The organism is Vallitalea guaymasensis (assembly GCF_018141425.1).
In the GTDB taxonomy this organism is placed as follows: domain Bacteria; phylum Bacillota; class Clostridia; order Lachnospirales; family Vallitaleaceae; genus Vallitalea; species Vallitalea guaymasensis.
On sequence record NZ_CP058561.1, the window covers coordinates 3261242 to 3283047 of the forward strand.

16 protein-coding genes are annotated in these 21806 nt (G+C 30.9%); 9 read left to right on the forward strand and 7 right to left on the reverse strand.

Going from position 1 to position 21806, the window contains the following annotated elements; genetic code table 11:
- Positions 1-22 precede the first annotated feature (22 nt).
- Positions 23-835: a histidinol-phosphatase HisJ family protein gene (locus HYG85_RS14105; RefSeq protein ID WP_212690206.1), complete on the forward strand. Its 813-nt coding sequence runs from the start codon at positions 23-25 to the stop codon at positions 833-835.
- A 126-nt stretch (positions 836-961) separates the two neighbouring features.
- On the opposite strand, the gene HYG85_RS14110 is transcribed toward HYG85_RS14105, so the two are convergent.
- Entirely contained in the window at positions 962-1492 is a 531-nt protein-coding gene (locus tag HYG85_RS14110) for a metalloprotease family protein (RefSeq protein WP_113674191.1), read from the reverse strand.
- Positions 1493-1510: 18 nt separating this feature from the next.
- A complete protein-coding gene (locus tag HYG85_RS14115) occupies positions 1511-2572 on the reverse strand; it encodes a tetratricopeptide repeat protein (protein ID WP_212690207.1) in 1062 nt (353 codons plus the stop codon).
- A 559-nt stretch (positions 2573-3131) separates the two neighbouring features.
- Between HYG85_RS14115 and HYG85_RS14120 the strand changes: the two genes are divergently transcribed.
- Together HYG85_RS14120 and HYG85_RS14125 are read left to right on the forward strand one after the other, a co-directional pair.
- Complete coding sequence (locus HYG85_RS14120) at positions 3132-3902, forward strand: response regulator (protein WP_212690208.1); 771 nt, start codon at positions 3132-3134, stop codon at positions 3900-3902.
- Positions 3903-4174: 272 nt separating this feature from the next.
- Positions 4175-8851 carry an SdrD B-like domain-containing protein gene (locus HYG85_RS14125; protein WP_212690209.1) on the forward strand — a complete coding sequence of 1559 codons (4677 nt, stop codon included), beginning with the start codon at positions 4175-4177 and terminating at the stop codon, positions 8849-8851.
- A gap of 76 nt (positions 8852-8927) precedes the next feature.
- Here the strand turns inward: HYG85_RS14125 and HYG85_RS14130 are convergent, their stop codons facing one another.
- On the reverse strand, positions 8928-10595 hold the full coding sequence (locus HYG85_RS14130; RefSeq protein ID WP_212690210.1) for a M56 family metallopeptidase: 1668 nt from the start codon (positions 10593-10595) through the stop codon (positions 8928-8930).
- Between the two features lies 1 nt (position 10596).
- A complete protein-coding gene (locus HYG85_RS14135) occupies positions 10597-10974 on the reverse strand; it encodes a BlaI/MecI/CopY family transcriptional regulator (RefSeq protein ID WP_212690211.1) in 378 nt (125 codons plus the stop codon).
- 257 nt (positions 10975-11231) lie between these two features.
- Between HYG85_RS14135 and HYG85_RS14140 the strand changes: the two genes are divergently transcribed.
- The 3 genes from HYG85_RS14140 to HYG85_RS14150 are packed head-to-tail and all read left to right on the forward strand — an operon-like array spanning position 11232 to position 13980.
- Positions 11232-11921: a GDSL-type esterase/lipase family protein gene (locus HYG85_RS14140; RefSeq protein WP_212690212.1), complete on the forward strand. Its 690-nt coding sequence runs from the start codon at positions 11232-11234 to the stop codon at positions 11919-11921.
- A 48-nt stretch (positions 11922-11969) separates the two neighbouring features.
- Positions 11970-13256, forward strand: a complete 1287-nt coding sequence (locus HYG85_RS14145; RefSeq protein WP_212690213.1) for a hypothetical protein — start codon at positions 11970-11972, stop codon at positions 13254-13256.
- 4 nt (positions 13257-13260) lie between these two features.
- The gene (locus HYG85_RS14150; RefSeq protein ID WP_113674204.1) at positions 13261-13980 is read left to right on the forward strand and encodes an LTA synthase family protein; all 720 of its coding nucleotides are present in this window, start codon (positions 13261-13263) and stop codon (positions 13978-13980) included.
- A gap of 77 nt (positions 13981-14057) precedes the next feature.
- On the opposite strand, the gene HYG85_RS14155 is transcribed toward HYG85_RS14150, so the two are convergent.
- Genes HYG85_RS14155 through HYG85_RS14165 form a run of 3 tightly spaced genes read right to left on the reverse strand, consistent with a single transcriptional unit; the run spans position 14058 to position 17819 of the window.
- Positions 14058-15488, reverse strand: coding sequence for an MFS transporter (locus tag HYG85_RS14155; protein ID WP_212690214.1), 1431 nt, complete (start codon positions 15486-15488; stop codon positions 14058-14060).
- 12 nt (positions 15489-15500) lie between these two features.
- Entirely contained in the window at positions 15501-16979 is a 1479-nt protein-coding gene (locus HYG85_RS14160; RefSeq protein ID WP_212690215.1) for a cellulase family glycosylhydrolase, read from the reverse strand.
- A gap of 21 nt (positions 16980-17000) precedes the next feature.
- Complete coding sequence (locus HYG85_RS14165) at positions 17001-17819, reverse strand: MerR family transcriptional regulator (RefSeq protein WP_212690216.1); 819 nt, start codon at positions 17817-17819, stop codon at positions 17001-17003.
- Positions 17820-18412: 593 nt separating this feature from the next.
- Here HYG85_RS14165 and HYG85_RS14170 point away from each other — a divergent pair.
- From HYG85_RS14170 to HYG85_RS14180, 3 genes are all read left to right on the forward strand, one after another.
- Positions 18413-19789 (forward strand): carbohydrate ABC transporter substrate-binding protein, encoded by a 1377-nt coding sequence (locus tag HYG85_RS14170; RefSeq protein WP_212690217.1) that lies wholly within the window; start codon positions 18413-18415, stop codon positions 19787-19789.
- 148 nt (positions 19790-19937) lie between these two features.
- The gene (locus HYG85_RS14175; RefSeq protein WP_212690218.1) at positions 19938-20855 is read left to right on the forward strand and encodes a carbohydrate ABC transporter permease; all 918 of its coding nucleotides are present in this window, start codon (positions 19938-19940) and stop codon (positions 20853-20855) included.
- Positions 20856-20869: 14 nt separating this feature from the next.
- Positions 20870-21724, forward strand: a complete 855-nt coding sequence (locus tag HYG85_RS14180; protein WP_113674210.1) for a carbohydrate ABC transporter permease — start codon at positions 20870-20872, stop codon at positions 21722-21724.
- Positions 21725-21806: the final 82 nt, after the last annotated feature.

Below are 21806 nucleotides of genomic sequence, written 5' to 3' on the forward strand. Positions count from 1 at the left end.
AATTATATAGAAGGAGATTGTCATGAAAAGAATTTATCAAGATTATCATATGCACAGTAGCATTTCTCCTGATTCTAATGTACCTATGGAGGAGATGTGTCAGTCAGCAATTGACAAAGGATTCAAAGAAATAGCTATCACAGACCACTTTGAATTTTTTTCTAAAGGAGTAATTGAATATAGATTCAATGAAGCTTATTTAGAGGAATATTCTAAAACGATAAAGGATTGTAAAGAAAAATTTGATGGTAGATTAATAATTAAAAAAGGGATTGAGTTAGGGCAGCAGCATTTACAGTTAGAAATGTCTAATAGAATATTGCAATCATATAAATTTGATTTTGTACTTGGTTCAGTACATAAAATTAATAAACTGGACCTTAGCCAGATTAAGTATAATTATAGTATTATAGATATATATTGCAAAAGATATCTGGAGCAGGTATATGAGCTTGTGGACAAAGGAGATTTTGACTCTCTGGCTCACTTGGATTTAATTAAGAGATATGCATCACAACTTAATGTAGAAGTTAATTTAATAGATTATAGAATTGAGTTAGCACAGATATTTGAGCGATTAATTGAAAGAAATAAAGGGCTTGAAATCAATACTTCAAGTTTGCGTCAAGGATTAGATGAGCCTTTTCCAACAGTACCAATACTTAAGATGTATAAGTCTATGGGTGGAGAAATAATAACCATAGGTTCAGATGCTCATAATCCATTTGATATCGGTAGAGATTTTGATAGAGTTATTAGTATACTTGAAGAAATTGGGTTTAGGAATATATATACTTTTGACAACAGAAAAAGCCAAAGAATTGAGTTGTTTTAGTTGGAAAAAGTGAAATTTGTTTAGCTAATGGAAACCAATTTAGTCCAGATTATTAAACTAAGGTGAAGGTTCCAACAGCTAAACAGAGTTTGTTTATAAAACATAAAGTAATTAAGTTTATTATAATCAAGCTAATATTTTCAATAACAGATTAGGTATTAACAGTGCTACAGCCATTCCATAGAGTAGGTCAAGCCATACAACTGATCCTAAAGCACCTATGTATATTAAAACTACTATTGGAAAACATATAATCTTAGTCAACCAATTAGTTTCGTTACTCTTAATTAGTTCCCATATATTATTAGCATCTCCCCTGCTTGGGAATGCATGCATAGCTATAGATATTCCTAGCCAGATTAGGAAAAAATCCAGGAAATCACCAGAATTGAATCTAAGAACGGGTATTGCTGCTGACATAGCTATCAGGGCACCTAATATTGTATTTATGATAAATGGTCCAATACTGATTAATACGTGTTGATAAACTTTTTTTGGTTCTTCATGTACAACATAGCCACATGGATTAGCGAATCTGAAATAACATACATCAAAAACTGCAACTCTTGAAATTCTACAGAAAAATTGATGTGCCATTTCATGTACGATTACTCCTGGAAAAGTAGCTAGTGATATTATTTGACCTGGTATTAACATATTTTGTATTCCTTTCTACTATTCTATTGATTCTGAATCAAAGCTTTCTAGATATTCTTTATCTTCAGGACTAAGGTCATCATGTTCTTTAATAATATTTAAGATTTCGTTTCTTTCTTCTATCATATCATTGTAATGATATGTTTCTGCTAAAGTCTCCATTATAGAAAGATTATCAGAATCAAGTTCATAAGCTTTTTCAATATAGTCAAGAGCCTTTTTGTCATTTAATCTTTTTAATTCTATTCTTGCTAATGCTGCATATGCTCCTGCTGATTCAACGTTCATATGTAGAATATGATTACAGTAAGATATTGCAGAATCATAGTTTTCTAGTTCTCTCTCAATTGCTGCCATACATACTAGTGCATATTGGTTGTTTGGATGTTGTATCAACATTATTTCCATGTAATATTTTGCTTGTTCATAGTTACCTTGAGTACAGTAGAGGTCAGATAACATATAAGCTGCCATATTATTATTAGGGTGTACATTAATATATTCAGTTAATTTTTGTATTTTTATATCATCTGTATCAGTTGCGATTATATCTAAAAGATTACTAAGTTCACTATCTAGCACATAGATATCTTGCAGGTCAAGACTTATATCATCTATTTGATCATATAGTTTTTCATTATCAATTGTAGTACCTTCTAGAGCTATTAATAGGTCAATAACGTCAGCATAATTACCATTGTAATATTGAGCTATAATTATTTTAGATTTTATATTTCCTGAGTTATTGTACTGTTCATTTGCCTTTTTATATTCCTCTAAAGCTGTAGAATATTTTTTTTGTTCTTCTGCCTGTTTACCTCTTTCATAAGCTATAGCACCTTTCATCGTTGTTGGAAATCTCATCAATGAATAAATGACTAATCCTATAACAATCAAAAATACTAACTTGATTGATGGAGGAATAGGTCTTTTGGAAAGCTTGTCTCGACAATCTTTACATAAATTGAATTTGTAGCCTTCTTCAACAATAGAACGTCCACAGTTTTCACAACCATAATGATAGGTCTGGTCATAAAAATTGCCATAGTTATATTTGTTGTTCATGTTCTCCTCTGACATAAAAGTCTCCTCTCCTTCACATATCATAACAAATGCCAGTAAATGTATCGGCATAATTATTAATAAAATTAGCATTAATTCTAATAAAAATTATATTTGCATATTGTATTCTAAATTACCACCTTTAATAATATAAAACTATAAAAGAAAGCTATTAAATAAAATGAGTATGTAGATAAAATTTATGTTAAATTTATAATTAGATAAGTAAATATAGTAATTTATTCTTGACTAAACAAGCCGTATAACGTAGTATATGAATAATCTAATTATATAATATTAATTGATTTAAGTATATATCTACCATTTTATGTATTTTTGGATATAAATGTATAATAATTAATAAGTTTTTATTATCAATAAATTATAATATACCGATATATAAAATATATTATATAATAAAGAACTAACATAAAAAATCTGAGAATATCTAGCTATTTGTCCAATATTAAGTTAAATCAGCATATATGAAAATTTAATAAATGGAAACTCATCATCTTAATATAAAAGGGGAAAATCTAAAATAATATTATAACAACTATTGGAAAGGAGATGTAAAATGCATAATACCATACTAAAGACAACTAAAATTTTATATGTAGAGGATGAGAAAATAACAAGGACATATATTCATAATTTTTTAAAGAAGAAGGTAGGAAAAGTAATTCTTGCTGAAAATGGTGAAGATGGAATACAAAAATTCGTAGAAAACATTCCAGATATTATTATAACAGATTTAGTGTTACCAGATATCAGTGGAATAGAGATGATGAGAAGAATAAGATTAATGGGGTACAAATCGCCAGTTATAATAACATCGGCTTCCTCGGATTCTAAAACTATATTAGAAACCATTGACTTGAAGATTGAGAAATACATCCTAAAACCTATAGATGTTAATATCTTGATGGAGAAATTAAAAGAAATAGTATCAGATATCATTGAAAGCAATAATGAACAATTGGTGGTCAATCAAGAACATTTATTATCAGATGAACAAAAAATTAAGTTCCAAATTGATATTAGAAATATTTATTCAAAATATTTGAAGTCTATCACTGGTAAAGGTGCAAGAAGTATTCAGGTTTTTATTAAACATAAGGAAATTGAAATAGTATGCAAAGATAATCTAACCATAATTGAAGAAAGCTTAATGAATGCTGGACAATACTCTAGTGGTATTCAAATGATAAGGCATACTATCTATGAAAATACAATCAATGATGTTGAACAAGGAATAAGTGAGTTAATAGGTAAAAATGTTAACTTGAAAAAAATAGATTTATATCCAAAAAGAAGATATGAGAGAATATTGTTTGAAATCATTTAACCTAGTAATATCAATCAAACATAATAATGCTTGAAATTTGTAATATTTTATAATATAATTCTATTATAAAATTGATTCTAATAATATATTCTAGAAAAATGGATATATAAGATTATATATAAGCCATTTTTATATTATTAGTACTTAAAAATAAATAATATTTATGGAGTAGCTATTTGAATCTATTATAATTTGAATGGTCCATAATAAAAGCTTTATGTATTAGTAAAGTTTTTATTATGGACCATTTTTTTATTGAAGGAGGAATATTAATGAAAAAAAAAGTAGCATCTAAAGTGTATAGTTACTTATTGGTTCTACTACTGATAATACAGTTAATGATGGGAAGCTTGTCCACAACTGTATATGCTGATTCTGATATATCGACCGATATTGAGTTATTCATTCTGAAAGATGATATCAGATCAACGGAAAAAGATGTTCAAGCAGGAGAGTTATTCATCTATGCTGCAAAATATACATTTGCCAGCACTACCTCTAATATAACAGGTGCATCTATAACTATACAACTACCTGAAGAAGTTGAATATGTTTCAACTATTGGGTCAAACCACACACTTGATCCTATATATGATGAGAATACCAGAGAATTAGAAATTCCATTTATTGAACCACTTCCAGCTTGTACAGGATTAGTTCAAATTAATTTAAGATTTCCTAATGGTGTTACACCAGAAGGAACAACGGTATCATCTACAGCTTTTATTAAGGCAGATGGTACACCAACACTAGAGAGTAATCAGGTTAGTGTTACAGCACATGCAGATTCTGAGTGGAAAGTATCCAAGGAAAAAACTTCTCCAGATACTGATCCTATACCAGGCTCGTTAGTTACTTATACTATTAACTTTTTTCATGATGATTTAATTGGAAGCGGATATTTAAATTTGAATAATGCTAAACTAGTAGATACATTACCGACTTTGGCTGAATTCATTAGCGCAGACGATGGAGGAGTGTATGATTCTGATACACATACTGTTACATGGGATTTAGGAGATTTAGATCCAGGTATACAATCAGAAAGTTATTTTGTTAGAAACGTTGTCGTAAAATATCCTGAGGATATTAATGAAAGTGTAACTAATCTAGTTGCTGGTTCTGGGACAATGGTTGGTGGAGAAGAAGTTAATGAGACTGCTGAAGTAAGTCATTATTTTGGAAGTACTGAAAGTGCAAAAGTACGTGATTTCAGAAAATATTCTTCAGAAAGAGAAAGAGCTATTGGGCAAAGAGTAAGATATACCATTGCTGATATTGGTAATGATGAGATTAACGGTAATGTAGCCCTAGATTCCCTAATCTTTGAAGATAATTTTCCAGAGGAGTTCAATTTTACCAAACTTAGTACTGGTGGATATGAACCTACTCCTGAAGCAGAATATTCTTGTAAATACAAAACCAATAAAAATACAACATGGACATCTTGGCCAAATAGGACATTTACAAGAGGTACCTATCCAAATTTAGAGGTAGAAGAGCTGAATTTAGACTTGGACGAATATGTTACAGGTATAAGATTAGAATTTCCTAATGCTGAACAGAACTTCAAGAGTAAGAGTCAAATGTATATTGAAGGAATCTTGATAAGTCCTGACCATGCAGGCAATGAGGTTGTTGTTGGGCAAAAATTCACTAATACTGCTACTGTTACAGGTATATATAATGGGAATATTGCAGATGTAAAAGAAGCCTCTGCTGAAATAACAGTAGTTGCTCCTGAACCATTCATATATCCACAAAAGAAAGTTGTTGGTTTACAGGAGACAGGCTACATTCCAGAAGAGGAAGTTGAATATGAGCTTAATGTAGAGAATGGTTATTGGGCTACAGGAGATCTACAGAATCCAATAGTTGTTGACTTGTTGCCAAGTGAATTGGAATATGTTGATGGCAGTTGGACTATTACGGAACCAGAAGAGACACAGCCTATTTTTGAAAAGATAGATAATTATAATAATACAGGAAGAACACTGCTTAGATGGAAATGGGAAGGTGATAATTCACTTACTTTCGCTCCATCAGATAAGAGAAAAATTACATTCAAAGTTAAGATAAAGCCTCGTACCTTGATTGGGACTGTTACTAATAAATATTATGTAACAACCAATACAGGAGCAATTGGGGGTACTGGAAGAGAGTATGATGTTAGTGATCTAGATGGAGATGGTAATAGATTTGATAATATATACAGAGGACAAGCTGATATAGCCATCAATCCAACAGTTTCACTGAAGCCAGTTAAATGGGTAAAAGGTATTTTGGATGATGATTGGACTAGGTATGATGCAGATGATGTAATAGGAAGTCGTGCGAAAACCACTCCTGGAGGAACTATAGATTATAAATTGGTTATAACAAATGAAGGAAATACTCATACAAGAGAAATTAAAATCATAGATATATTACCTTCTGTAGGAGATAAAACAGTATATTCTGGTGTTGATAGAGGTTCTCAATGGACGCCAAGTTTGGCTGAACCAATAGTAGCACCTGAAAATATGGTTGTCTATTATAGTACAGTAAGTAATCCTGACAGAAACGAGTTGGGAATAGATTTACCAAATACACAACCGGCTAATTGGTCCACAACTCCACCGGATGATATTACAACTGTTAAATCCGTAAAATTTGAATGGGTATCATGGGTAGTATATCCAGGACAAAGTATAGAGATAAACTGGAAGATGACAGCACCTATAGGTTCTCCCATTAATTCAGTAGCCTATGACTCTTTTGCTTTTTCAGCTGAACGTCTTAATGGTGAAAAAATATTAGCATCTGAACCTATTAAAGTTGGTGTAGAAATAAAAGAAAATTCTAAAGGTGAACTAGGTAATTATGTTTGGTTAGATAAAAACGAGAATGGTGTTCAAGATGTGGATGAACAAGGACAAAACGGCGTAATTGTTGAATTATATGATGATAACGATGTCAAGCTTGCTACAACAACAACATCCAATGATTTTGATAATAAGCCAGGTTACTATGCTTTTTCCAATTTGAATGGAGGTAATTATTATATTAAATTCCAACTTCCATATGGATATAAATTTACAGAACCAGACATTACAGATGATCAAAATGATTCAGATGTAGATACTACAAGTTATTGTACACCTATAATCAATTTGCCAAGTGGTTATAAAGATAACTCTTGGGATGCTGGTATAATCCTTGATAAACCAGCCAGTGTCGGTGATAAGATATGGATTGATACAGATGAAAATGGTTTGCAGGATGCTGGTGAAATGGGATTAAGCAATGTTACGGTAAAATTATTTACATCTAATGATATATTCATTGGTACAACAACCACTGACGATAATGGTAATTATCTATTCGATGAACTATATCCTGGTGAGTATTATATATTTTTTGATACGCCAGATGGTTATTCTATAAGCCCTAAGAAGAGTGGTGATGATTCAGCAGTGGATAGTGATGTGGATGAAGTGACAGGTAAAACAGAAGTATTCACATTATCAGTGGAGGAAGAAAATTTGACAATGGATGCTGGTTTCTATCTTACTCCAGAACCTCCAGCTCAAGTAGCCAGTGTGGGTGATAAAGTATGGATTGATGTTAATAAAGATGGTATTCAAGATGATTCTGAGAGTGGGTTAGGTAATATAACCGTCAATATATATAAAGCTGATAATAGTTTGGTTAATACAGCTATAACAGATAGTAATGGTTTATATACATTTACTAATCTGGAAGCAGGAGATTATTATCTTGAATTTATTAAACCTGAAGGATATACGGCTAGTACAAATAATATGGGTGATGACGAAGGAAAAGACAGTGATTCCAATCAGGTTACTGGTAAAACTGAGATTATTACGTTAAATGCCGGTGATGAAAATCGTGATATTGATGCTGGTTTCTATCTTACACCAACACCAGAACCACCAACACCAGAGCCACCTACACCAGAACCACCTACACCAGAACCACCAACACCAGAACCACCAACGCCAGAACCACCAACACCAGAACTACCAACACCAGAACCACCAACACCACAGCCTAATTCAAAAATAGGAGATAGTGCTTGGATAGATGAAAATCAAAATGGTATTCAAGATACTGATGAAAATGGTTTGGTTGGAGTTACTGTAAAACTTTATGATTCAACTCATCATCTAATAGATGCAACTATAACAGATAATAATGGTAACTATATTTTTGACAATATGAAAGCTGGTAAATATTATCTAGAATTTATTCAACCAGAAACATATTTAATTACTTCTCCAAACGAAGGTGGAGATTATCAGAAAGACAGTAATATTGATACATCAACAGGTAGAACAGATTTAATAACCTTAGCTGAAGGTGAAAACAATTTCAGTGTTGATGCAGGATTTTATCAAATAGAGCTAGAGATTATTGATGAGGAAATTCCAGAAGGTACTGGAGATATTTCATGTTTAGGTAGTCGTGTATGGCTCGATGAAAACGAAAACAATATACAAGATGAAAACGAAAAAGGAATTGAAGGCGTTACAGTTAATCTATATGATGCAAATGATTTATTGGTTAAAACACTAGTAACGGATGCAAATGGAAATTATCTATTCACTAATATTCCACCTGGTCAGTATTATGTTGAATTTATTAAACCAGAAGGTTATATTGCCGTTGCTAAACACATAGGTAGCAATATAGAAATTGATAGTGATGCAGATGAAACTACTGGAAAAACAGATATGGTGACACTTGTTAGTGGAGAAACCAATTTAACAGTTGATGCTGGATATTATATACAGCAAGATATTATTCTGGATGGTAAAATTCCAACTGATGCACCTGTATTACCTAAGACAGGGGAACAAAATCAACTTTGGTATTATTTGATAGGATTATTATTTATTGGATTAGGTATAAAATTCAATGGTAGAATAAAAAGACAATATAATTAAAAATAATAGGTAAATATAAATATACTCATCAAGTTTTACTTTCTTGATGAGTATATTCTTTTGCAAATTATTATATTTATTGGTTAAATAGATTGTCATACTCTTTCTTACTTACTTTTATAATTCCTACCAAATAATTAGCTTCGTTACGAATAGCCTTAATATTGACTAAGCCATTAGGACGGGTAAATAGAAAATAGCTGTTATCATCTTTTTTATCAAAGAAACTTTTAACTGTTTTACCATCATAATAAAACATATCTTCATCTTTTTCATATGTCAAACCATATTTTTCATATAATGAATATTCATTTGCTATTTTATCAGTTGGCTTGTTATCTTTATTTTCTTCAACAATATTGTCGGAGATAGATTTATCTTCTTGCTTAGGTACAGGAATTTGATTGCTTTCGGTTGATCCAAATATTTTTTCTACTTCATGTTTACTCACTAATGTAATACCTATCAACTCATTATTTTTATTACGAAGAGCCTTGAGGTTCAATTCACCACTAGGACGAATTATAAAGTAATAATTTTTTTCATCACTAAGTTTGTCAAAAAAGCATTTAACTGTTTTATTGTTATAATAAAATTTATCTTCATCTTCATTATAGGTCAAACCAAATTTCTCATATATAGCAGAATCTTGTTTGATTTTCTCTATACGTTTATCTTCAAATTCATCTTGCTCAGGTGATTTTACTTCAATTTGTTCAGTGATAATATTATTTTCTTCGTTAACTTGTTCTTTAAAATTACTAGTAGCTAGAACTTCTCCTGTAGTTATAGTAGCTATAATAATAATACCTAATATAAGAAAGCCTAATTTTTTCTTAGTACCATTCATAATAGAAATAATCCTCTTCTTCATACTACTTTTTCCTCCATAAAAATTAGTTGATAATGCAGTTTGATACCTAGTTTGTCTTCTGCTTGCATTGATAATTGTCTCAGCATATAGCTTTCTACCTTTTATATCCAAATATTTTGTTACCCTTTCATCACAGGATAATTCACATTGTCTATTAGTTATTTTCACAATAAAATATACCATGGGATTAAACCAGTGAATACCTATAACCATTAACATTATTCCTTTGAATAATATATCTTTTTGTTTGTAGTGAACCAACTCATGTCTTAATACCAGGGATATTTCACTATAGGACATCTTGTTTTCTGGTAACAATATTACTGGTTTATAAAATCCAACAAGCATTGGAGTTGAGATACAGGGACATATTTTAATGTTGACCCTATGATTAATATTCATATTTACCTTTAATTCTTCTAATAAGTCTAATATTGAAGTTGATTCAACTTCCTTATTCCACCTGTTTATCATTCTCATAAAATGAATATGTCGCAATATATAATAAGTCATACAAAGAGCACAACCAGCCAGCCAAAGGATAAATGCAACTTGAAACCAATGTATTTGGGGCGAATTCATAGATATAGAATTGGTATCTTCAACTATTATACTAGTTGTAAAGTCTATATCAGAGTTAACAATTGGTGTATTGGTATAACTAGCTGTTGGTGGGTTAATTTCAATCAATGGATTACTGAATTGTGGTCTAAAGGGAATCAAAAGTCCGATAATTATAATCAACCATCCAAAATAAATAGATCTAGCCGAGTATTTTTTTGCTAGTAAAGGGTCAAAAGCCATATATAACAATGAAATGGCTGACATGGTTATAGAACTTGTTATTAGAGCTGTCATAAAATATTCCAAATCATTCCCCCCAGTCTTTTAGCAAAGCTGACAATTCCTCTATATCTTTATCTTTTAGTTTTTTGTCATTATATAATGTATTCACTAGGCTTATTATTGAGTTCTCATGAAATCTTTCTATAAAATTTTCTGTCTCAAATTTTAAATAATCTTCTTTTGTGACTAATGGCAGATAGGTTCGTTCCTTACCTTTTTTCTCAGTACTTAGGAATTCTCGTTTTACAAGTCTATTTAACATAGAAATCAGTGTTTGAACTTTCCATTTCTTTTTCTCGCCTAATTTCTCCATAAGTATGTTGGAAGTTATAGGTGGTGTGGTTTTCCAAATCTCATTCATTATTTCAAATTCTGCATCTGGTAATTTTCTTTTACTGTTCAAGACATCATCTCCTTTTTTTAAGGCAAGAACATATAATAGATGTGTTCTTTGAATCATATTATACATTTGTCTAAAATGAATGTCAATAGGTTTGAATAAATTTGTTAGACATTTGACTAAAAAGTATATTAATTATATATGTTAAGCATTATGAACACTATATTTTAGATGGTTAAAAACTTCCTGAATAATTTTCCTTATTAAAACACCTACTAATAATAAATATAATAAAAAATGACATCAATAAGGAGTTAAACATGCTTAAATGGATTATATCATCAACTTTTATAATTGTAGCCCTTAAAACATATAATATAATCTGTAAAATACCATCAACCTGGCTATTTCATCATTATAACGAGAGGGTAGATTACTTTAGAAGATTAAATAAAAAACTGAAACCAGGAGGAATTGTGTTTATAGGAGATTCATTAACTGAACATTTCATGGTATCAGAATTTTATCCAGAACACTATGTAATTAATAGAGGAATATCTGGTGATACTACTTATGGTGTTCTATGCAGATTGAAGGAGAGTGCCTTTGACTTACAACCTAAAAAGATATTTTTGCTTATAGGAATAAATGACATAGGTAATGAAAAAGAGCTTAGATATATAATAAATAATACTAGGGTGATTATAAAAAAATTAAAAAATAGATTACCAAAAACCAAGATTTATGTTCAATCAATATATCCTGTCTATAAGGATGTCAATAATAGAATCAAAAAAAGGATTGTAGGAAACAGAGATAACAAGGAGATACAGACATTAAATAGACAACTACACAGATTGGCAAAAAGATATAATTGTACTTATATAGATATGAATAAAAAATTAAGAGATAAACGTGGTCAGCTAAAATATGAATATACAATAGAAGGATTACATTTATCCCCACGTGGATATGAAAGAGTTGCTAGAGAACTAGAAAAGTATCTTTAACAAAAATCAAATAAATCTATGAATTAGAAAGTGTACGCTGGTGATTATATGGCAGCAAATATTAAAAGATGGTATAGATTAGATAATACCGGAAAAATATATCCTTCAATTACATCAACAAGAGTATCAACAGTATTCAGGGTATCAGCAACCCTAAAGGGAAAAGTTGATCCTGCATTATTGCAGAATGCATTAGATAATATAATAGAACGTTTCCCTTATTTTAAAGTCAACCTTAAAAGAGGACTCTTCTGGTACTATTTTGAATATGCATATCATAATCCTAAGGTTAAAAAAGAAGTTTTCTATCCTTGTATGTTCATGCTTTTCAAAAAGAAAAAGACATTCCCTTTTAGAGTATTGTACTATAACAGAAAAATAAGCTGTGAATTCTCCCATAGCATTACAGATGGGACAGGAGCTATAGCATTTCTTAAGACTCTATTGGTAGAATATTTTAAACTGAAAGGTATCAAATCAACCATAACAAAAGATATCTTGGATATAAAATCTTCAGTAAAACAAGAAGAATATGAAGACTCTGCTCACAAATATTATAAGAAGGATATACCACCTCCAGATTTACCTAAAAAGGCAATGCATTTTCCCTTTAAACTAAACAGAAAAGGGGAATATTACATTATAACTGGAATATTGAATGTATCGCAATTAAAAGAGCAGTCTAGAATATATGGTTGTTCAATAACCGAACTACTATTAGCATTATATTTTGAAACAATTCAGGATTTTGTTTATTCCCAGGATAAAAGGAAAAGAAAAAGATTGAAAAAAAGAGTAGTAATCAATCTACCAGTCAATCTAAGAAGAATATTTCCTTCTAGTACTATGAGAAATTTTTTTATTAGTATAACACCCTCTATTGATTTAAGATTAGGGAAATATACTAGAGAAGAGCTGATAAAACAAGTTAAGAACTATCTTGAATTGAATCTTAATGAAAAGTATCTAAGTATGTACATTAGTAGAAATGTAAATAATGAAAAGAATAAATTCATAAGGATAATTCCCCTGTTCATTAAAAATCTGATAATGCCGGTAATCTATCAGAGGTTTGGAGAAAGCGGATATACAAGCAGTATATCCAATCTAGGACTTATTGTAATGCCTAATGAAATACAGGAATTAATAGAAAGATTCGAATTCTATCCACCGCCAAGCAAAGGTAATATGGTAAAGGTGGGGGTGGCTTCATATAAAGATAATATCTATATATCATTTGGAAGATTAACAAAAAATACTGAAATAGAAAAAAGTTTTTTCAGGAAAATAAGAAAAATGAATATTTCGGTGAAGGTTGAAACAAATTTGAGGTGAGTTTATGCCCTATTGTGCAAAATGTGGTGTGGAAGTTGATAATAATATAAAAAAATGTCCACTATGTGATTTCCCAATACCAGATGTGGGACAAGAAACAGATGAACAATCAATCAATGTATTCCCAGAAGCAGAGAATATATATAAGGATAGAGTAAGTATTGTTAAGAACAAAGTCTTTTTCATATTTGAGATAATATTAATTTTTGCCATACCAATACTGATAAGCATAAGAGTTTTCTATCCATCAATAACATTAAAAATAAATTATATAATCAACTGTATAATAGCATCCGTTTTCTATCTTTTTTTCCTATTCGGCTATCTAAATATTTATTATAATATATTAGGTATTGGTTTGACATCTATTGTTTTAACATACAAATTAGATAGTATAGACAATAATATTTCCTGGTTCTATAGTTATGCCATATTAATTATATTATTAGTTATGGCTATTTTATATATATGTGTTTTCTTATATAAAAGGAGTAAAAAAGAAAACAAAGCCATATATATTTTGAACTATATATTTGAGGGTATAGGCTTATTATGTTTAGGTATTGATTCAATTATATCATATAGGATTAATAATACGATAAAGCCAAGTTGGTCAATAATTGTACTCATCAGTTCAGTAGCTATAAGTCTGTTGATTCTAGGATTATATCATGGTCTGCCTGGTAGGGTCAGAAATAAGATAAGGAGAAAGTTACATGTATAAAAAGAACCAAGGGGCTGTTGGATAATATATTATTAATCGACAGCCCCCTAAATATTATATTACTAAGGGGTTATTAACTATAAGTTGGAAACATTTTTAAGTTGTCTACGTTCTTTTGAAAAAGTAGATAATATCTTTTCTTTTTCTAAGTTGAAAGGTAATAGTATTAGAGGTATTATTCCTAATAAACAGAATACAATAGGAACAAGTGCAGTTGCTATCCTAATGCCTTGTACAGCTTGTGAAGTCTGTGCTACACCACCTGGTTGGAAACCGTAATTCTCTATGATTGTGGTGAAAATTATAAGTTGCAATCCAGCAATAGGAGCAGTCAAAATAGCATTTATAGAATTAAATAATCCTGGTTTTCTTATGGAAGTCTTAAGTTCATTTTCGTCTATTATAGCAGCGGTGAGAGGAGTTCTTGATGTGAGGCTTATAGTTCTTCCCAACATAATAGGTATATAGGCTATCAGTACAAAATACCATGTATTTGAGAAATATAGAATTACATAACCTATTATATAAGGTATCATTGCTAGGAATAAAGATTTTTTGATTCCCCTTTTTTTGATGATATTGCCAAGAATAGGATAAATCAAAAAAACAGCTACCATTGGTAGAACATCTGCCAGAGTTGCTTCAAACCCTGTAGACTTTACTACATAATCCATGTAATAAAGAAAAGCCGTAAAATATATTGCTTGAGGTGCAAAGCCTGTGGAGTTAAAGAAAAAATTACACCAAAAAGAACGCATGGTTATAACACTCTTGATATCAATCCACAATGTTTTGGTATTGATCGCTACTGTAGAACTATCACCTACAGCATACATTTCAGGTTTATCCTTCAATTTTATTATACCAATGAGATAAATACCAGTGTTCAAAAGAACTACAAACAGCAGCAAGCCAATCACCAGTGAACGATTATTTTTAGTACTTCCTACTAATAACATTGTAGGAATAAGAGTTGCAAAAAAACTAACGAAATTGCCTACATAACCACCTATAACCGATACATCAATACGTTCTTCTTTAGTGGGCGCCGCCAACATTGTATAGCAATTAGCTGATATAAGGAAAAATGTACCAGCAGTATCATATAAGAATAGTGCAACAAGGAGAACCCAGAAAATGGTTATATCCTCCCATGATGGAGAAGCAAATAACATGATAATCAGCATTATAACCATGAATGGTACTGTAACTCTCATAACATATGTATATTTCCCTCTTTTTGGTTTGTATTTCATCTTATCAAGGAAAACACCAAAAACAGGGTCATTCAACATATTCCATACATTGAAAATAAAATATATAAGGCTTACATATGAGGGTTTCAATCCCACTAAATCAGTATAGAATTTAATATAAACATTGTGAATAAGAACATTGGATAGTGAAAGTGATTGAAGAGGTAAACAAAGAATGAATTTTTCAGTAAAACTAAGCCCCTCTTTTGAAAATGAAAATTGTTCTTTGAATTTGAGAAAACTTGCTTTCACTAAGGTCACTCCTTACAATACAACAGTAAGCTTACGTACTGTCATAGATTTATTTGGTATAGAGAGTCTAACTGCTTCAGACATATTTGATATATTGGTCATAATGAATTCACTATCTATATCTATTAATACTGGTTCATGTGGCAAATAAATTTCAGTATCTGCTATGATATCATGATTCTCTTCCCATTCCAGTGTAAAAACATTAGTTTCCCGATTGTAGGAATAAGCAATTATCTCTCCACAAACAGCTTGAGGATAGGGACGTTTCAATATATCCATAACAGGTGCTTTTTCTATATTTTCATGATAACACCAATAAGTATTACTCCATTTATACTTATCAAAAGTATCTAGAATATGTATTATATGATACATTCCTTCTGAATACATACTATGAGCTCCCCATTCACCAAATAAAACAGGAATATTCAGACGCTCTTGTACCCTTTTATGTGCATTCAAAATTGTATCAATACGATTATTACTGGCATGAACAACTTCAGGAGTATCAACAACCAAGTCATAACCATGAGGTGCATAAGCCTGATTCTTTTCTTCTATACCATAAGCATCAGTAATAAGTGGAATATTACACTCAATACCCATGTTAGAAAAATATGAGTTTTCCATCATAACAATTCCTTTATCAGATGTCTCTCTTACAGCACCAGTCATTTTCTTATAAAAGGAAGCTAAAGCTCCTTGGTCAAATTCATTTACCAAGGGGATGGCTGACTTTGCCATTGCAGTATATAATTCTACGTTATTAATATCTCTCAACAATTTATTTTTCTGTTCAACATCAGTGAAAGAAGCCATTAATTCCTCTGGTGAAATATCTTGCTGTGTTATCTCTGCATAAGCACCCAACAATGTACCAAATATCCTAAGAGAACTCTCACCAGGAAAAGGTTCATTAATGAAATCATAACCTATAAGTGCGTTACTGTTTTCAAATCTCTTAATTATATAAGCCCACATATTAGCATAGTGATCTTGCAAGCCTATCCCATCAGGAGCTTTTGTATTAGCCCAAAAATTTTCAAAGGAATGTTTTACTGCACCGCTAAAAATATAAGCATCACTCCACAAATCGCCTTTCACATGCTCTTGATTATCAGTAATTGTAGCCCAATCAGGAGCACCATCCGAAAACTTATTGCTATACAGATCTTGGTGCATATCCAAAAAAGCATAGATATCATATTGTTCACATAAATCTAATATCCCACCAATCCAATCCAGATACTTTTCATCATATATACCCATTTCATGTTCAACACCATCCCATATGATACCTAGCCGAATAATGTTGAAACCATTATCCACCAACCATTTGAAATGATTTTCATTCCAATCTGTAATATAGTTTTTCTTACCAGATGATTCATCATAATTTCCTTTATAGACCATATTGATACCATTGAAAATACGTTCACGACTATAATTATCAATGAAACATTTACCTTTAACATAAATCTTTTCCATAAATGACCCTCTTTCTTATTATTATTTTATAGGTATTATAATTTTTATATAATGAGCATTATCACCTTGCTCATTAACAAACATATCCAACACATTACGTTCTATTGCATCTCCTGTGATTTCTAAATGATGTTTATCAATATAATCAAGTATTCTATCATATACAACATTAACATCCGAATGATTAGGTTCATAAATGATTGTGTTGGCAGATACATAATAACCTTCATTCAAAACACTTAGACTATCATTCTTGGTAGGACAAGGGGACTCAGATATCAATCCGTATGCAGCATAAGTATGATAATCATTTTTTATAAGATTTTCTTTTGATAGTATTGATATAATATTTGATGTGAGAACCCAATCCTGATTGGTTTCTTTATGAATTAGTGATATGGAGTCAATATCAAGGTCGATTTCATTAGTGTGAAATGGTTTGGAAAGTACCCATAACTTAGGTAACTTCTCAATTCTTATGTCTAGAGAATCTGATGTGAATTCACTACTATTCCAATAAAAAGATTCTATTTGAGATTTTAAATGTTTTAGATAATTAATCTTATTCTGCAAGATATTCTCCTGTTTCAATATCTCTTCTTGTATCTTGCTTATATTTTCGTGGTGTAGCAGTTGTTGAATTTTCTTGATAGGTATATCAACCGAACGAAGAAAAAGTATAGTAGAAATCATTTCAAATTGTTCAATACTATAATACCTGTACTTATTATCTCGTATCTGCTTCGGTATTATCAGACCTATTTTTGAGTAATAACGAAGTGTATCTGTCGAAATAGAAAAAATCTTTGATATTTCACCTATGGTATAATACTCTTTCAAACACCCACCAACCCCCTTATATAATAAACAAAACTTTATATAAAATTAATTTAAATTACTTAATATAAAATAAGATTAAGATTGTTAATTATATTATAAACTATGAAGTAACTCCAATGTCAACAAATTTCTAAGTTCTCATTAAATATTATAAAATTTGAAATAGCCAATAGTCATATTAATGAAGAAGAAAATATGTTTTGAGATAATATTGAAGGGTATTCCAAGCAAAATAGTATATGTATATGTGGAGTAGTGAGGCAGGACGCCGAACCCAGCTTTTTGCTCAGGACGAGCAAGTAGCTGGCGTAACATATACATATACTATTTTGCAAAAGCCACGTCGGAACAAAACATTTTTCCTGACTTACTTGCACTATAATTTAATCCCAAACTCTGTTTGCATATTGGTATATTTCTTAGATATTTATGTGTTATTCTTATATACTAATAGATATTAACAATAAAATCTAATTTTTGTTATAAAAGTTATGCTATTTGTATAATTTTTATCCATTGTATGATTTGTGAAGAATTACTATAATGTGAACTATAAACAAATATAAAATATAAAAGAGGAAGGAAGTTTAATTATGAAAAGAAAAATTTCTTTATTCGTTGCACTAATCATGGTTGTCGCTATGTTTGCAGGTTGTGGTTCAAAAACTAAAACAACTACAGATGATGATCAAAAAAGTACAGTAGATACATCGAAATCATCTGAAGAAAAAGACAATGAGCAAGAACCAGAAATAAAAGACCAAACTCTAAAAGTATCTGTTTTTCAAGGTGGATTCGGACGTGAGTATTGGGATGAAGTAGCAAAAGCATTCGAAGCACAAAATGAAGGCGTTACAGTAGAAGTTGTAGCTGACCCTAATATAGGTGAAAGAATCAGAAATGACATTCTATCAAATGACTCACCAGACTTTGTATTCTTATCATCAAGAGATAAATCAGGTACAACACAATCTCTTATAAAAGATAAAGCTATTGCTGATATCAGTGATGTAATGAATAAGCTAAAAGATAAAATGATTGACGGAGTACTTGATAACTCACTTCTAAGTCCTTATGGTGATGGAAAAACATATCTTGCACCATTCAACTTCTCATCACTTGGATTATGGTACAATGAAAATTATTTCAAAACAAATGACATTACAGCACCAGTGACATGGGATGATTTCTTTGAACTTCAAAATAAAATAACAGACAGAGCACTTATTACATATGCAGGTATCTATCCAGGATATCTTGAATCATTGGTATTCCCTGCAATCGCTTCAGGTGCAGGAAAAGATACATTTGATAAACTTGTAAAATATGATGTATCAACTTTGGACTCAGATGAATTCAAAGCAATCATGGAGAAATTCGAGAAGATAGCATCAACTAAAGCAATCATGAATGGTACAGCAGGTATCAACCATACAACATCACAAGCAGAATTCCTTATGGGTAAAGCAGCTATGATTCCTAATGGTTCATGGATTGCTAATGAAATGAAAGATGCACCAAGAGAAGATGGATTCACATGGGGATTTGCAGCAGCACCAGTATTAAAAGCAGATAATGACAAGTATGTAGTTGCATCAATGGATGAAATGTATATACCAAGTGCATCCAAGAACAAAGAATTAGCTAAGAAATTCTTAGAATTCCTTTATTCAGACGAAGCAATAAAAATTCAAGCTGAAAAAGCACAATCAGTTCCACCATTAAAAGGTGTAGCAGATGTAATCAAACCTTTTGTTGATGAAGCAACAGGAGCATCATATACATTATTTGATAAAGGATACAAACCATTAATCAGTAACTTTGCAGCTGTAGATAATATGACTCTTGTTCCTAGAAAAGAATTCTTCGGTACAGTAGGTCAAGTTATAACAGGAACAAAGACTAAAGAAGAAGCTATTGATTATCTAAAACCAATTTTTGAAGAAGCAGCTAAAAATATAGTCAAATAGTAATTATATCAATTATTAACCTTGCACATGGGGCTGTCGGATAATACATTTTTAGGATGGCTATCTTCCTTAATCATTAAAAATGTATTATTAGACAGCCCTTGTTCAAATTTTTTACTTGAACATAAATAGTAAAGGAGGTAACCAAATGTCCACAGTAAAAAAAGGAATAGTTAAAAAAAGCAAGATTAGTTCTAGTAAAGGTTTCTTTCTTGCAGTTTGTGTTGCCCCTGCATTTGTTTTGTATTTAATATTAGGTGTTTATCCAGCTATCAAAGTATTTATTAATTCACTTTACAAATGGAGTGGATTATCACCTACAAAAACATTTATAGGGCTTGATAATTTTAAGACATTATTACATGATCAGAAATTTGCACTGGCTTTTAAGAACACTGTGTTTTTAATGATTGTAACAACAATAGTAACTATGGTAATCGCACTTTTCTTTGCATCAACATTATCACGAAGTAAATTCAAAGAAAAAAATCTATACAGAGTATTATTCTTCTTCCCTAACGTATTATCAATTGTAGTTATCGGGATATTATTTACATATATATACGAACCAAACAGAGGATTACTTAATGCAGCACTTAATCTTATAGGATTAAGTGGGAAAACCTGGCTTGGGGATTCAAAAACCGTATTGTGGGCTATTTCAGGAGCAATGATATGGCAGGCTGTAGGATATTATATGGTAATGTATATGGCTGGTATGGATTCTATATCACCTTCATTCTATGAAGTAGCTGATCTAGAGGGAGCATCAAAATTCAAACAATTCTTCTTAATCACAATACCAATGCTTTGGGAAATAATCAGAGTAACAATAGTATTTTTTATAATATCTTCACTTAATATGAGCTTTCTTTTCGTTACGGTCATGACAGGAGGAGCACCTAACGGTGGATCAGAGGTTTTACTGTCATATATGTATAGTCAAGCATTTACCAACTCCAACTTTGGATATGCAATGGCTGTTGCTGTAGTAGTATTCTTATTTGCATTCACTCTAGCTATTATTAGTAGAAAACTGACTGAAAAAGAAAACGATAATTATTGATGGAGGTGAAATAAATGAAAAGTAGAAGTAAAGATAATAAGAAAATAAATGTTGGTAATGTAGTCACTAGACTAATATTGATTATTGCATCCATATTAGTGGTATATCCTATATTCTGGGCTTTCGCAACGTCTTTCAAGACTAATAGAGAATTCTTGACCAGTCCTTGGAAGTTACCTTCAGGGTTACATTGGGAGAACTATACTAATGCATTAGTAAAAGGGCATATGGGTTCATATTTCATAAATTCCATTGGTATTACAATCATTGCAATAGTAGTCTTACTTGCATTGGCTGTTCCAGCGGCATATGCACTATCTAGATTTGATTTCAAGTTCAATAAATTGATCAGTCTAGTATTCATGGGAGGACTTTTTGTTTCAGGGTCTTATACAGTAGTTCCATTATTTACTCTAATGAATAAGATGCACTTATTGAACAATAGACTAATGCTTGCAATTCTATATTCAGTTACTACGTTACCATTTAATATATATCTATTAAGCGGGTTCTTCAAAGGTATATCTAAGGAATATGAGGCTGCGGCTTCCATTGATGGATGTGGGTATTTCAGAACTCTCTATAGTGTAATAGTTCCTATGGCAAAACCTGGAATGGTAACAGTACTCATGTTTGCATTTATGAGTTATTGGAACGAATATATTCTAGCCTTTACTATGATAAGAGATGATACTAAGAAGACTCTTTCAGTTGGTCTTAAGAATCTCATGGAAGTCCAGAAATATGCTACTGACTGGGGTGCTATGTTTGCAGGGCTGGTTCTGGTAATGCTGCCAACAATGATATTCTATATGGCTGTTCAGAAAAAACTTACTGGAGGATTATCTTTAGGAGGATTAAAGGGATAGGATTACATTCGACATTATAAAACAATTAGATGGATAAAGTACGATTTTACTACAAAAGCTTCTTGATGTTTTTTTTATATTA

Bases quoted from the DNA above. Each gene is read 5' to 3' on its own strand.
- HYG85_RS14105 (WP_212690206.1), top strand. From the start codon at position 23: ATGAAAAGAATTTATCAAGATTATCATATGCACAGTAGCATTTCTCCT.
- HYG85_RS14110 (WP_113674191.1), bottom strand. From the start codon at position 1,492: ATGTTAATACCAGGTCAAATAATATCACTAGCTACTTTTCCAGGAGTA.
- HYG85_RS14115 (WP_212690207.1), bottom strand. From the start codon at position 2,572: ATGTCAGAGGAGAACATGAACAACAAATATAACTATGGCAATTTTTAT.
- HYG85_RS14120 (WP_212690208.1), top strand. From the start codon at position 3,132: ATGCATAATACCATACTAAAGACAACTAAAATTTTATATGTAGAGGAT.
- HYG85_RS14125 (WP_212690209.1), top strand. From the start codon at position 4,175: ATGAAAAAAAAAGTAGCATCTAAAGTGTATAGTTACTTATTGGTTCTA.
- HYG85_RS14140 (WP_212690212.1), top strand. From the start codon at position 11,232: ATGCTTAAATGGATTATATCATCAACTTTTATAATTGTAGCCCTTAAA.
- HYG85_RS14145 (WP_212690213.1), top strand. From the start codon at position 11,970: ATGGCAGCAAATATTAAAAGATGGTATAGATTAGATAATACCGGAAAA.
- HYG85_RS14150 (WP_113674204.1), top strand. From the start codon at position 13,261: ATGCCCTATTGTGCAAAATGTGGTGTGGAAGTTGATAATAATATAAAA.
- HYG85_RS14160 (WP_212690215.1), bottom strand. From the start codon at position 16,979: ATGGAAAAGATTTATGTTAAAGGTAAATGTTTCATTGATAATTATAGT.
- HYG85_RS14170 (WP_212690217.1), top strand. From the start codon at position 18,413: ATGAAAAGAAAAATTTCTTTATTCGTTGCACTAATCATGGTTGTCGCT.
- HYG85_RS14175 (WP_212690218.1), top strand. From the start codon at position 19,938: ATGTCCACAGTAAAAAAAGGAATAGTTAAAAAAAGCAAGATTAGTTCT.
- HYG85_RS14180 (WP_113674210.1), top strand. From the start codon at position 20,870: ATGAAAAGTAGAAGTAAAGATAATAAGAAAATAAATGTTGGTAATGTA.